This window comes from Wolbachia endosymbiont (group B) of Ischnura elegans (assembly GCF_947251585.1).
In the GTDB taxonomy this organism is placed as follows: Bacteria; Pseudomonadota; Alphaproteobacteria; order Rickettsiales; family Anaplasmataceae; genus Wolbachia.
On record NZ_OX366371.1, the window covers coordinates 488617 to 500958 of the forward strand.

Annotated in this window: 12 protein-coding genes, 1 other RNA gene and 4 pseudogenes; 7 read left to right on the forward strand and 10 right to left on the reverse strand. The window is 33.3% G+C overall.

The window, feature by feature from the left end:
• Nucleotides 1-11: 11 nt before the first annotated feature.
• Nucleotides 12-250 (reverse strand): annotated as a pseudogene (locus OPR58_RS02455) (transposase); the annotation flags it as partial.
• A gap of 312 nt (nucleotides 251-562) precedes the next feature.
• On the opposite strand from OPR58_RS02455, the pseudogene OPR58_RS02460 reads away from it, so the two are divergent.
• Nucleotides 563-1217: pseudogene (locus OPR58_RS02460) on the forward strand (glutathione S-transferase family protein).
• Here the strand turns inward: OPR58_RS02460 and OPR58_RS02465 are convergent.
• Nucleotides 1189-1866 carry an O-methyltransferase gene (locus OPR58_RS02465; protein WP_265022926.1) on the reverse strand — a complete coding sequence of 226 codons (678 nt, stop codon included), beginning with the start codon at nucleotides 1864-1866 and terminating at the stop codon, nucleotides 1189-1191. The pseudogene OPR58_RS02460 and the gene OPR58_RS02465 sit on opposite strands and share 29 nt — an antisense overlap.
• A gap of 251 nt (nucleotides 1867-2117) precedes the next feature.
• Between OPR58_RS02465 and OPR58_RS02470 the strand changes: the two genes are divergently transcribed.
• Entirely contained in the window at nucleotides 2118-2396 is a 279-nt protein-coding gene (locus tag OPR58_RS02470) for a DUF2671 domain-containing protein (protein ID WP_010403908.1), read from the forward strand.
• Nucleotides 2397-2424: 28 nt separating this feature from the next.
• On the opposite strand, the gene OPR58_RS02475 is transcribed toward OPR58_RS02470, so the two are convergent.
• The 3 genes from OPR58_RS02475 to ssrS form a co-directional block, all read right to left on the reverse strand.
• Nucleotides 2425-3156 carry a DsbA family protein gene (locus OPR58_RS02475; protein ID WP_265022927.1) on the reverse strand — a complete coding sequence of 244 codons (732 nt, stop codon included), beginning with the start codon at nucleotides 3154-3156 and terminating at the stop codon, nucleotides 2425-2427.
• 14 nt (nucleotides 3157-3170) lie between these two features.
• Complete coding sequence (locus OPR58_RS02480) at nucleotides 3171-3632, reverse strand: type II toxin-antitoxin system RatA family toxin (RefSeq protein ID WP_006013504.1); 462 nt, start codon at nucleotides 3630-3632, stop codon at nucleotides 3171-3173.
• A gap of 17 nt (nucleotides 3633-3649) precedes the next feature.
• Nucleotides 3650-3811: non-coding RNA, 6S RNA (gene ssrS / locus OPR58_RS02485), on the reverse strand.
• Nucleotides 3812-3928: 117 nt separating this feature from the next.
• On the opposite strand from ssrS, the gene OPR58_RS02490 reads away from it, so the two are divergent.
• The 3 genes from OPR58_RS02490 (at nucleotide 3929) to OPR58_RS02500 (ending at nucleotide 6384) form a co-directional block, all read left to right on the forward strand.
• Nucleotides 3929-4513 carry an MlaC/ttg2D family ABC transporter substrate-binding protein gene (locus OPR58_RS02490; protein ID WP_010403914.1) on the forward strand — a complete coding sequence of 195 codons (585 nt, stop codon included), beginning with the start codon at nucleotides 3929-3931 and terminating at the stop codon, nucleotides 4511-4513.
• Nucleotides 4510-5808, forward strand: coding sequence for a bifunctional folylpolyglutamate synthase/dihydrofolate synthase (locus OPR58_RS02495; RefSeq protein WP_265022928.1), 1299 nt, complete (start codon nucleotides 4510-4512; stop codon nucleotides 5806-5808). The genes OPR58_RS02490 and OPR58_RS02495 overlap by 4 nt, the downstream gene beginning before the upstream one ends.
• Before the next feature lie 153 nt (nucleotides 5809-5961).
• The gene (locus OPR58_RS02500; RefSeq protein ID WP_265022588.1) at nucleotides 5962-6384 is read left to right on the forward strand and encodes a DUF6444 domain-containing protein; all 423 of its coding nucleotides are present in this window, start codon (nucleotides 5962-5964) and stop codon (nucleotides 6382-6384) included.
• Nucleotides 6385-6454: 70 nt separating this feature from the next.
• Here OPR58_RS02500 and OPR58_RS02505 read toward each other — a convergent pair.
• From OPR58_RS02505 to OPR58_RS02525, 5 genes and pseudogenes are all read right to left on the reverse strand, one after another.
• Nucleotides 6455-6742: pseudogene (locus tag OPR58_RS02505) on the reverse strand (transposase); the annotation flags it as partial.
• Between the two features lie 45 nt (nucleotides 6743-6787).
• Nucleotides 6788-7747 carry an IS5 family transposase gene (locus OPR58_RS02510; protein ID WP_265022212.1) on the reverse strand — a complete coding sequence of 320 codons (960 nt, stop codon included), beginning with the start codon at nucleotides 7745-7747 and terminating at the stop codon, nucleotides 6788-6790.
• A gap of 88 nt (nucleotides 7748-7835) precedes the next feature.
• Nucleotides 7836-8540: an IS110 family transposase gene (locus tag OPR58_RS02515; RefSeq protein ID WP_265022929.1), complete on the reverse strand. Its 705-nt coding sequence runs from the start codon at nucleotides 8538-8540 to the stop codon at nucleotides 7836-7838.
• Between the two features lie 74 nt (nucleotides 8541-8614).
• Entirely contained in the window at nucleotides 8615-9958 is a 1344-nt protein-coding gene (tnpC, locus tag OPR58_RS02520) for an IS66 family transposase (RefSeq protein WP_265022247.1), read from the reverse strand.
• Between the two features lie 342 nt (nucleotides 9959-10300).
• A pseudogene (locus tag OPR58_RS02525) lies at nucleotides 10301-11196 on the reverse strand (Rpn family recombination-promoting nuclease/putative transposase).
• Nucleotides 11197-11309: 113 nt separating this feature from the next.
• On the opposite strand from OPR58_RS02525, the gene OPR58_RS02530 reads away from it, so the two are divergent.
• The gene (locus OPR58_RS02530; RefSeq protein WP_265022930.1) at nucleotides 11310-11480 is read left to right on the forward strand and encodes a hypothetical protein; all 171 of its coding nucleotides are present in this window, start codon (nucleotides 11310-11312) and stop codon (nucleotides 11478-11480) included.
• Nucleotides 11481-11494: 14 nt separating this feature from the next.
• Complete coding sequence (wmk, locus tag OPR58_RS02535) at nucleotides 11495-12220, forward strand: WO male-killing family protein Wmk (protein WP_458694761.1); 726 nt, start codon at nucleotides 11495-11497, stop codon at nucleotides 12218-12220.
• The last annotated feature ends 122 nt before the right edge of the window (nucleotides 12221-12342 follow it).

Consider the following 12342-nt stretch of genomic DNA (forward strand, 5'->3'; position numbering starts at 1 on the left):
AAAATTCATTTTTGTTGCAAATACCCTTTTATAAACCCGACTGTTTGTCTTAAACCAATTCTAAAGAAACTGACGATATATGCACTAAAATCACAACTTTATCACTATAAATATAGTTGCCGCCCTGCATTTTTGGACAATTCTCGTACCAATTTTCTATGGCGTCATTGATATAACAAAAAATGCTTCCTCTTTCTTGGAGAAATTTGTTATATTCATGGCAGTTACTGACTCTCATTTTTTGTGGCATATTTTTTCTTCAACAGTTAAATGGCTGTTTTATAATGAATTTTGTCAGTAACTGCCAGTTCTTTTCACTTGAGCGATGCAACAAAGCCATCCCAGTGTCACGCACTGGGATGACACCCTTCCGGTGGGGATTGCTCTCAGACTACAATGTTCGTACAGTTGTACTGGGATTCAAGTATAAAAATATTTGGAAATTATACAATGGACAATGGATTCTAGGAGTATATGTTAAACATAATGAAATAAGCTGGATTCCAATGTCACGTACTGGAATGACAACATATAGGTATTGGAATAACAAAAGAGGAATATTATGATTTTATATCATTTTCCTCTTTGTCCGTTTTCACGAAAAGTTAGAGCTCTTCTCAAGGAAAAAAAGCTGAGTTGTGATTTGGTATATGAAAATCCATGGGAAAAGCGGAATGAATTCATGGAGATCAATCCAATCGGACAAGTACCAGTATTAATAGATAATAACTTTGTAATAGCGGATAGTAATGCCATTTGTAGAATATATAGAAGAGACTTACAATAGCGACGTCAAATTACTTGGTTCATCCACTATTATTAAGTCTAAAATACGCGCTTTAATCAATTGGTTCGATAGCAAATTTTACAATGAAGTTACTAAGTATATTATGAATGAAAAAGTAATTACTAACCGCAGCCCTGACTCTAGATTTCTTCATGCAGCTCAGAATAACCTGCCTTGCCATATGGAATACATCGAACACTTAATTAACAAGAACGTTTGGCTTGCAACCGATAAGTTCACTTTAGCCGATATTACTTTAGCATCACATATTTCTATAATAGACTACGTAAATAGTTTCCCATGGGAAAAAAGTAAGATTTTAAAAGAATGGTACTCCATTGTTAAATCAAGGCCTTGTTTTCGCGAAATATTATTAGAGAGAGTTTTTGGCTTAACTCCCCCTAGACATTACGCTGACCTTGATTTTTAACTTGCGTGAGTTTTAAAGCTACAGTCATTCCTTCGTCAGTAGGAATCAATATGGAGAAATATTTTTTTTCATCTGACAATCTATCGTTAAACTCTCTCATAGCACGCCATGACTTTTCTGATACTTCTTTTGGAGGAGATTCTAAAAATACTGTATCAAATAATAGAGTGTTATCTGCAACGATTAGCCCATCTTGTTTAATGTATGACTCTGCCCAATCTAAATACTTAGGATAACTACTTTTGTCAGCATCGATGAATATCATGTCAAATGGTGCCTTTGCTGATAATTCATTAATTTTTTCCAGTGCATCACCTTCTATTAGAGTAATTTTATCACTTAGATTAAAAGCACTAAAATTTTTTTTTGCTATTCTTGAGTGTTGAGGATTATTTTCTATTGTATATATATGACCATCTTTCGGTAAAGCTTTTACCATACAAATTGACGAATAACCATATAACGTGCCAATTTCAACTATGCTTTTAACTTTATGGATTTTGATAAATAAATTTAATAATTTTCCTTCTTCAGGAGTGATTTGAATACGTTGTTTCTTATCAAGAGTACAATGTTCTTCTATTTTTTTATACTCTTTTGCAAATAAGCTTCTTACGTACAACGATTTTCTGCTAAAGTTATGACGCATTAAGTTTTATAATATAAACTAAGGAGGTTTAATCTATATAAGATTTATAAATATAACAATAGAGTTAAGAATAATAAAATTTTTTTATTTTAAGTTGTTATTTTATAAAGTAAAATTTTAAGTGACAAAGATTATTATATATTTTACTATGGTTAACTAGTATAATAACCAATTGTTATACTAGAATTAAGGGATCGTTTATTTACATCTCTCTTAAAATGTAATTTTTATAATCAATTAGAGGGGGTTATATGTCTTATAACATTGCTAACGAAGTTGAAACGTTAAGCAAGAAATCTAATAATAATGAAGGAGTGAAATTACTGCACAATCCAGCTTATCGCGAGAAGTACAAAGAACGCTTTAACGAAGCTCAGAAAAAAGTTATGGATATGGTCCAATTTTATGATGGAACGATAGTATTAATAGAGAATAAAATTGCTATGTATTATTATGCTTGGCACAGTAAAAAAAGAGAGTTTGAGCGTAAAAAGCAACAAACAGTATCAAAAAATACTGATTCAGCATAGGGTTTTTATATGGTAAGCTAAAGTGTTATTACTTCACTATAGCTTTTCCATATAACTCATCTATTACATTAGTGAAATATTCCAGCTCTCTATATCCTTCATGTTTGATTTTACCATTCTCTACGTATGATTTGTCATCGTTAAGCTTGATGATGAATACAGGAGTAGCTGTGATATCAAGTTTATTAATTGCAAGTGATTTATCATTTATAATTTTGTCCATCATCTTTTTATCATTAATGCATTGGTTAAATACATCTTGCTTCAAATTGCTTAGTGCAGCAATTTTTTGTAGTATAGTTAAATCACTAAAATTAGAGTAGTTCCACGAGTCTATTGCATTAAACAAAGCTTTGTTAAAATTAAAATAGTCTTCTTCTTTTTCATAGCAATAACTTAGCATTGCAGCTTTTAATCCTCTGTAATCTAGAGGAAAATGACGGAATATGTATAACATCTTACCTGTATCTATGTACTTCTCTTTGATTTTAGGAAAAACTTTCTTATGAAAAAGAGAACAGTGATAACAAGTGAGCGAAGCATATTCTATCATTAAAATTGGTGCTTTTGGATCACCTAATAATTTATCATCAGGCAGTAGTGACAGTAGTTCTTTTGATGTTATTTCATCAGTTTTTTGAGTGTTGGGTAAGTTTTGTTCAATAGCTGCATAAGAACTAACACTTATAAAAATAAGTAAGAACAATAATCTAAAAATCATTACAATGGAAACACTTAACTTATTAAAGAATTTATGCATTTATATAAATAATGTCAAGATAACTTTTTCTCGGCAACACTTTCTACTCTGTCTTTAAATGCAGCAATTATTTTACTTTGTGTGTATTTATAAACTGAGTTTAATAAGGCGGAAAACAAATTGGATTTAAATTCAAACTTTATATAGAACTCTACCATAGTTTTACTTTCATCTATAGGAGTGAATTTCCATTCGTTGTATAAATGTTTAAATATTCCATTTGACGACACAGCTTTTATCCAACTTTTATTTGCTCCATTTGGAGAAAGAAAGGTCACTTCTGATGTGTAACTTCCTTTAATGCCATGAAAAGCTGCAAGGAGGTCCACAATCATTTGGCTATCAGTTTTTTCTTTTATATAAACAGCTTTGCACCAAGGAACAAAATCAGGATACTTCTCAACGTCAATTACAACTTGAAATATCTCATGAGATGAACAGAAAAAAACACCTTGTTCTTTATATTGGTGTAACATAAACCTAAATAATGGAAAAGGGATCCATATCTACCGTCAGTCTTAGTAGATTCCTGAGACCTAAAGTTAAGGTGGGCATCACGTACTAATTTCAATGAAATTAACAGAGGCAATTCCCTTGATCAGAAATTATCGCTCGGGAAATTTAACTTAACTCATAACGCATAGCACAGACCCCTAAATTAATTATAGATTATTTATATAGAGTATGTCTATAGATATATTAAAACTAGCGATCATTATTTTGCCTTTGTTAAATTTTGCATTTTAAGTATCATAGCTAATAAATATATCTTATGAATCTTATTAAGTTCTTAACCATTTTTATTGTAATCTCCTCAAGTGCTTACGCGAATTGTATAGGGCACAAAACTTTTGTGCTTGCCATGAAGCAGCAAGTAGACAACACGTCTATGAAAGGGAATAGAAAAAATCTAGAACATGTACAAGAAGAACTTCTGAAAATTATTCAGAATAATGTTGACCTCAAAGGAATATCTCGATTTGTCATAGGGAAATATTGGAATTTATCTACTCAGAAAGAAAAAGAAGAGTTTCTAAAAGAATATGAAGTATATCTCGCGCGCTTGTGCGCTAAAATTTTGTATAAATACATAAATAATAGTGAAATGATCATAATGAGTACAAAAGCAGTTGACGATGAAACTTGTCTGATAGGAACAAGATTTTCTTATGGTGATGAGGAATTTACAAACATTGACTTTAAAGTGACTAAAAGTGACAATTCTTTCTTAATAAACGATGTTGTAATGAGTGGGATAAGTATTGCTATTAATCAACGTTCTCAATTTAGTGAAAAAATCGACACGCACGGCATGGCAAGTGTAATAGATGAATTAAAATGTAACAATAATCTATGATATACATGCCTCATTGGCCTAAGCCGCTTGGCAGTAGACCAAAGGATTTTTCTCTTGATCGCATAAAAAGCTCTCTCAATAGATTAGGCAATCCTGAGAAAAAAATACCGCCAATAATTCACATAGCTGGCACTAATGGCAAAGGATCGACACTATCATTTATAAGATATATAATGCAAGCAGCAGGGTATAAAGTTCATACCTACACTTCTCCACATTTAGTGAATTTTAATGAGAGAATAGTTATTGCAGGCAATGATATCGATGATAGTGAATTACATAACTCACTAGAAGAATGCCGTATAGCAGTCGCAGAACAACCCATCACTCTATTTGAAGCCGCAACGACTGCAGCCTTCTTAGCTTTTTCTCGTCATAAAGCTGATATTACTTTAGTTGAAGTGGGTCTGGGTGGAAGGCTTGATGCAACAAATGTTATAGATAATCCAATTCTAACGATCATCACTTCAATTGCCCTTGACCATACAGAATATCTTGGTCCTACCGTAGAAACCATAGCAGGTGAAAAGGCTGGAGTAATGAAACCTAATGTTCCTTGCGTAATAGCACCACAAGAAAAATCTATAATGAACACGCTAGAGCATCATGCAATAAATAAGAAATCTCCTCTGTATAGAGGAGGACTTGAATGGAATTGCGAAAAACAGAATAACAGAATGGTCTTTCAATCGGCTATTCAATCAATAGAATTTTCTTTGCCATCTTTAAAGGGTGAACACCAAATAATCAATGCAGGAAACGCCATTGCAGCATGTAGCATTTTGAGTGGAAAATATGGATTTGATATTGGAGAAGAGGACATTGCTTCAGGTTTACAGAGCACTTATTGGCCTGCACGGCTAGAGTCTATAAAAGAAGGTAATTTAATTTCTTTATTACCAAAAGATTGGCAATTATTTCTAGATGGTGCACACAACAATGATGGTGCCAGAGTGTTAGCTAGGTGGGTAAAAGACAATTTTGCTGAAGGTGTTTATATGATCTTTGGTGTCACTCGTCACAGAAACGTCGCAGAGTTCTTAGAGCACTTAAAGCCATACATCAAACTACTATGCGCCGTTTGTGTTAAATCTGAACCTAAAGCAACAAGTACAGATTTAATCAGAGAAGGAGCTAATAATATAGGAGTAAATGCTATTGAATGTGAATCAATCGGTGATGCAATATCAAATCACATACTAAAAGCCTCTATTCAAAACGTCAAAACCATACTAATTTGTGGCTCGTTATTTTTAGCCAGAGATTTGAGTATGGAGAATAATCAACCTACTTGATGAGCCGAGACGTTAAAAGCACCATCAGGATTTACAATGCTGCTTGGCTTTTCGGTTGATGCTCCTATAGGGTAACCGTTCACGGAGATAAGGTGGTTTACAAAGTAAGTATAAAAGTGTAAAGAGATAGGAATCTAAATATGGAATGGGTAAATGACAACAGTGCTGCAAGAAAAGGTTGTAGCAGAAAAGGCTAATCTCAAGGAAGAAATAAAAGCACTGATCAGAGAAAATGATAGCTTGAAAGCAAAAATAGTTGAATTAGAAGACAAATTGGGCTTAAATTCGCAAAATTCATCGCTGCCACCATCACGAGATATATATCGTAAGAAAGCAAAAAAGAAAAGTGATAAAAAACCAGGAGGTCAGCCAGGACATAAGGTGCATAAGCGTGAATTAATGGCTGCAGACGAGGTAGTGAGATGCACAATTGATACAATTTGTATGTGTGGAGGTAAGATTACTTTAGAAGATGAAATTATTCATCAGAAGGCAGAGTTGCCAGAAATTAAGCCAATTGTAACTGAGTACAGGTTGCAAAGAGGACATTGTAGCAGTTGTGTTAAAAGTCAATAGAAAAATTGATGTAGCTGTGAATAAGTACTTAAAATTTGTGTGGGCGTACTTATTCACAGCTATGCTATTGCTATATAGAAGCAGTTTTAGGGCTATACTCCTCAGTAAACAGTCTACCGTCTCTTACTAAAGAGTTAGCAAGGATAAGTAATTTTCTCATTGCAGCAGTAGAGGTAACTTTATATGGTTTTTTATATTGATTGTATAGCCTATCAAAGAAGATTTTTATATAAGAATTGTACCTTTGCGCACTAAGAATGCACATATGTAAAACCTTTCTAATTTGTGATCTACCACCCTGAATACACCTTTTTCCCTTACTAAAACCACTATCTCGATTAAAAGGTGCAACTCCGGAAGGCTTTGTTGCATAGCACTGATAGGCATGTAAATCACAATGAACTTACGCAGCTAATTTAAATTTAGCCATACCAATATCAGTAAATTTGTTCAGTAAGTAGCACTTAATTAACAGCTCTTTTTCACGATTTACCTCTGATTTATTTTTCAAGCCAAACCCAAATATTTGCTTCAACCTATAGAAAAAGACTTCAATATAAGACCGTGCTCCATACTTAACTTTTTTCTTCCATTCATTAATACCATCTTCATAATTCTCATATGACCTAATTCTACTAATATACTTGTTTCTTTCTGATAAGTAGTCAGCTAAACAAATTTTAGTATCCTTCCTAGGGCGAATAATAGGCACAATATTGTATTTTCTGCATTCTTTATACACACTTTTTATATCATAAGCCGCATCTGCTCGAATAGAACAAATGTTATATTTATCACTGACTTCTTCTAACATATCGCAGACCGGCAAATAGTCTACAGCAACACCACTAGTGTAGTTCATGCTTATTGCTTTCTTATCATTTATGTTTAAAATAACATGTAATTTTCTTACTTGACCATAACCACTGTATTTTCTTTTTCGAATATTAAGCTTACTATGCCCACCGTTATTATTGTAGATACTAACTCTAGTGCTATCTACGGCAATTTCAACATTTTCCAGATCATCTTTATTGCTTCTATGGTCATCAATCTTCAAATTAAGCTTTTTAAATCTTCTGGAAGCTTGTGTATAGCTGATAATCTTAAGTTTTTTGCCTATTTGTACCATATAACCTTTTACAAAACCTACAGCTTGTCTCAAGCCAATTCTAAAAAGATGAACTATTATGTGTATTAAAATTACAACTTTATCACTATAAGTGTTATTGCCACCTGCAACTTTTGGACTATTTTCATACCAATTTTCTATGGCTTGATTAACAAAATGAAAAACATTTCCTCTTTTTTTTAGAAACTCATTATATTCTCTTTGGTTACTTACTCTCATTTTTTGTGGCATAAGTTATACTTGTTTGAAAAATGCCTATTTTACAACAAAATGCGTTAGTAACCATAAGCTTTTCTCCTTACAATAACCTCAACCAACACTAGCTATGCAACAAAGCCACTCCGGAAAGGCTGGATATTTCTTTATGTTGGAGAGTTCCAAGCTCGGGTAGATAACAAATAAAAGTAATAGCTGTTATTGCACCTACACCAGGTATACTAGTTATTGACATGTACTTTTTTTTAAGCTCTTGATTTTTATCGACTAATTCCATTACCTCATCTTCTAAGACTTGAATTTGATTTTGTAAAACTGCAAGTAGCTCTTCCATTTGTTTGATTATAGATAAATCGGTTACTTGATGAGCTTGGGTTTTTTGTATTTTTGCTATTTCTACTAGTTGATTCCTGCGAGATAATTTTTGCTTCAAACAGTCAATACTACTAACTTTTAAAGGAGTGACACGCATGTCTGTATTACTAACATAACGTGAGATGATGCTACAGTCTATTTTATCAGTTTTAGTAGCAATACCAAGGCTTTTTGCATAATCTCTCACCCATCTTGGTTGAATGACATATACTTCAAAACCATGGCTTAATAAAGTATAAGCACATAATTTTTCGTACCCACCAGTTGCTTCAAGTCGAACTTTGGTTACGTTATGTAAACGCAAAAAGTCGATTATTTGATCAATAGCTTGAACGTTATTTTCAAATACTTTATGATGTCCAAGTGGATGAATATGGATATCTAGTTTATTTTTGCTAATATCAATGCCAGTAATAATATTTGATAAATTCATAATCCCTCCATAAATAATGTGTATACTGCATTTTCCACCCTTATATACGGTAACCGTTCACGGAATATTCCCAATTAGGCAGGAATAGCGACTAAATTCTGTAGTTTCTGGACAGGATTCTGATCATTCAAACGTGCAGTCAAAAATATCGAAAGCATTCTTTCAATGAACTTTTCTCCACGTTCTGACCAAGTGAAAAAACTATTTTTACGATAAATGACGTACCGTCTAGCCTGACGTTCTGCAAGGTTATTGGTTGTCTCGATCAGATCAGGATTGCGCACGAATCTCCACATCATATCTTCAGAACGTAGTATATTGGCAGCCATTCTCGAGGCCTGAGTTCCTTTTGCAACCCTTGTTATCTCTCGCAAAAAATGTTTCACCCTTTTTCGAATCTTCCTCATTAACCGGAAAAATCTTAAATTGTCTATCAGGTTTTGTTTACGTGCTCTATCTACCACAAATACCCTGTTGCTCAGCGATTTTAATGCTGCGCCAATTCTGCTCACTTCAACATTTTTACTGTAAAAAAACCTTTCAAAGTCCCTTGCTAAATGGGCCCAGCATATCTGTCTGTTTTCACGATTAAAGTAATTATACGCAGCATACCTATCGCTTATAACTATTCCATCATACTCTGGCAATAGCCCTTTTAATATCTTCTTTCCGCGAGATCCAACTAACTTCATAAGTGTTGCTGTTTTATTCGTTACTACCCAACTCCAACCTTTCTTTCCCTGGTTCCTATGGCTTGTTTCATCTATATGTAAATACTTGCTTTTCCGTAGCTCTTCTCTTATTTTTTCGTATTCAGATATACATTTTTCTGATACTCTACCCTCGGTCTTTGATACCAAACCTAGGCTTATATTCAGATTAAATATGCTGCTCAAAATTTGCTGTACTTCCCTTTTTGAATTGATAAAAAATCCACTAAAACTGCTAATTACTGCTTTTGCATTAGCTCCTAAAAGATCCCTTGTCACACCTTCAGGCAGACTAGCTGAGATCCTTTTCTTACACGCCTTACAGTAGCCTTTTTGTAGCCTATATTCAGTCACTATCGGTTTAATTTTTGGCAATTCAACCTTTTGATGCACAGTTTCTTCTTCTAAAATAACTTGGCTTCCACACATGCAAATTGTATCAATTGAACATTTTACCACCTCATCTGCTACCATCAATTCCCGCTTGTGCGCTTCATGTCCTGGCTGCCCGCCTGGTTTTTTATCGCTCTTCTTTTTTGTCTTTTTGCGATATACATCTTGCGATGGTGGCAGCGATGAATTTTTTGAATTTAAACCCAGCTTATCCTCTAGCTCAATTATTTTTGTCCTTAACTTATCATTCTCTGCTTTCAGAGTACCAACTTCTGACTCCAATACCACAATCTTTTCTTGTAGCACCTCTATCATCAACCCCTCATCTATCTAGTTTATTGTTTTTTATACTAATTATGCAATTTTTGTAAACTACTTTCTTATACCGTGAATGGACAAAGTTGATAAGCCTAAACGCCATCATGTCTTTAGGAGAGTCTGCTAATGAAGGCTCTTAAGTTGACGCCATTGCGTGAACGGTTACCACGTAGCTTTGATATAGAAGTTTGGGTAACGTTATGATAGTAATTTATATAATTCTATGTGCAATCTTTATAGCTGTTTTAGACAGTTCATTAGACTCTTAATTAAGGGGTATGTCTAACTTAGGAAAGATTTTCATAAATGTTGAAAAGTAAAATGAATAAGTTGTAGTATTTATGTTTTTTCCCTGAGTTGTAAAATTTCAGAATGAGAGAGACCGGTAATTTGAGCGATAACATCTATAGAGACACCGGCCTTGAGTGAGTTTTTTGCAACTTCAATTTTACCTTTTTCATGGCCGATTTGGATGCCTTCTTGTCTACCTTGTTCTTGACCAACTTTAAGACCTTCATCAAATTTTTGAGCTAAAGCAGCTACCTCATCCATTATGCGTTTTTTCATTTGTTCATATGCTAGTAACTCTTCTTCTGACCAATTAAACTTATTCATTTCTTCATAAGCTCGTTTTATTATTACGTCACTACCAACTATCTTATCTAGATCCTCTTCCCTTGTTTCTCCTGCATAGCGAAAAAAGTAACACCATTTTTCTACTATATTTTCTAGTTGATCTTCTTTTGTCTTTGTAAATTTTGGCAGTTCTATGAATACGAAGTAAAAATCCTTTAAGTCATGTTCCAAGCTATTTTGATCTAAAATGACGTGATTAGATTTGTACTCAGCCTTATCTGGAAAAATAATACAATCAGCAACAGCAATAAAGATAATTTCTTTAAGGTTATGATAATCATCACCTTGATTTGAGTAGGCTTTGGCAGCATAATATTGAGCACGTTTTTCGAAGCCCTTGGTCTTAGTGAACTGCATCTCTATAATGTATCTTGAACCTTGAGAGTCTTTACAAAGAACATCGACAATACTCTGCTTTTAGCGGCAATTTCAGGGTCCAAAATGGTAGCTAGGAATTCAACATCGTGAATAGCAGCTAAACCAGTAAAACCTAAAATATCGTTCAAGAAATGAATGAGAATATCTTTATTCTTCTCGGTGCCAAATATTCTTTTAAAGGCATAATCATTGCGTGCATCAAGAAATTTAGAAAAAGCCATGATAAATTAACCTAGAAAGCATTAATAATTATACACAATTGTGAAGAAATATTCAACTAAAATGCAAACATTTTGTATATCTTTATTTGGTAGTATTAACCTGTATAATATCTATGACAAATATCTCGATAAGGTACAAAATAGCACAAAAAGTAAGGAGCTGGAGGTTAAAAAGAAAATATACCCTGAAAAACTTAGCAGGCAAAGCAAACATAAACTATCATACACTGCTAAGATATGAACAAGGAACATGTGGCATTCCAATTGAAAAGTTAAAATATTAGCAGGGGCATTATCAATTCCTGTTGGAAATCTCTTTCCTGGGCGAAAAGTACTAAAAGAAAGTAGTTGTTTCGAGAAAGCTAAGACCGAGGAAATGTATAATTTCATAGAAAAATACAAAAAAATAGAAGGACGAAAAGCAATTTATGCATTAACCAAATCTGTCCGAGCTGAAGAAGAAAGTAATATAAAAGCAGCAAGAATAAGAATTGCAAGGAATCTAGTTAAGGCAGGGTTTGATAATGACATTATCTATCGAGCAACAGGCTTATCAATTGAAGAATATGCTGATAAAGAGAGATACGAGCCAAACAGAGGACAAGAGATAAAAAAGTGGAGAATAATCAGAGGATATACACAAGAAGAGTTAGCAAAAAAGCTTAATGTAGGGCCCTCGCAAATACATCATTATGAGCAAGGTAGCGTTACTCTTTTAAGTGAAAGGTTGTGGGAGATAGCAAGAGAATTATTAGTGGATGCTGAAGATCTGATAAAGGAGTACAAAGAAAATGATTGCGAAGGAGAAAGTGAATTATTAAGTTTGGCAAGAGAATATAGAAAAATTGACAATCAAGAATCACGAGATGAGCTAAATATATGGGTAGAATTTCTATTGCAAAGAAAGCAAATTTACAAAGAAAAGATTTACAAAACAGAGGAAATGAAAGTTGCAAATAATTTACTTCAGTTAGGTTTTTCTACTGATGTTATTTCTAAAATAGTAACAACTTCTTTTACATAAAGAATTAATTTTCAATTAGATAAATAAGCATATATTAATATCTTTACCTATTCGTGAAAAAATAAGTAAAAAAGATTGAAAAATTGATTTGACTTCACTCGAAAGCTATGGCTCTATGCCAA

Bases quoted from the DNA above. Each gene is read 5' to 3' on its own strand.
- OPR58_RS02465 (WP_265022926.1), bottom strand. From the start codon at position 1,866: ATGCGTCATAACTTTAGCAGAAAATCGTTGTACGTAAGAAGCTTATTT.
- OPR58_RS02470 (WP_010403908.1), top strand. From the start codon at position 2,118: ATGTCTTATAACATTGCTAACGAAGTTGAAACGTTAAGCAAGAAATCT.
- OPR58_RS02475 (WP_265022927.1), bottom strand. From the start codon at position 3,156: ATGCATAAATTCTTTAATAAGTTAAGTGTTTCCATTGTAATGATTTTT.
- OPR58_RS02480 (WP_006013504.1), bottom strand. From the start codon at position 3,632: ATGTTACACCAATATAAAGAACAAGGTGTTTTTTTCTGTTCATCTCAT.
- OPR58_RS02490 (WP_010403914.1), top strand. From the start codon at position 3,929: ATGAATCTTATTAAGTTCTTAACCATTTTTATTGTAATCTCCTCAAGT.
- OPR58_RS02495 (WP_265022928.1), top strand. From the start codon at position 4,510: ATGATATACATGCCTCATTGGCCTAAGCCGCTTGGCAGTAGACCAAAG.
- OPR58_RS02500 (WP_265022588.1), top strand. From the start codon at position 5,962: ATGACAACAGTGCTGCAAGAAAAGGTTGTAGCAGAAAAGGCTAATCTC.
- OPR58_RS02510 (WP_265022212.1), bottom strand. From the start codon at position 7,747: ATGCCACAAAAAATGAGAGTAAGTAACCAAAGAGAATATAATGAGTTT.
- OPR58_RS02515 (WP_265022929.1), bottom strand. From the start codon at position 8,540: ATGAATTTATCAAATATTATTACTGGCATTGATATTAGCAAAAATAAA.
- tnpC (WP_265022247.1), bottom strand. From the start codon at position 9,958: ATGATAGAGGTGCTACAAGAAAAGATTGTGGTATTGGAGTCAGAAGTT.
- OPR58_RS02530 (WP_265022930.1), top strand. From the start codon at position 11,310: ATGACAAATATCTCGATAAGGTACAAAATAGCACAAAAAGTAAGGAGC.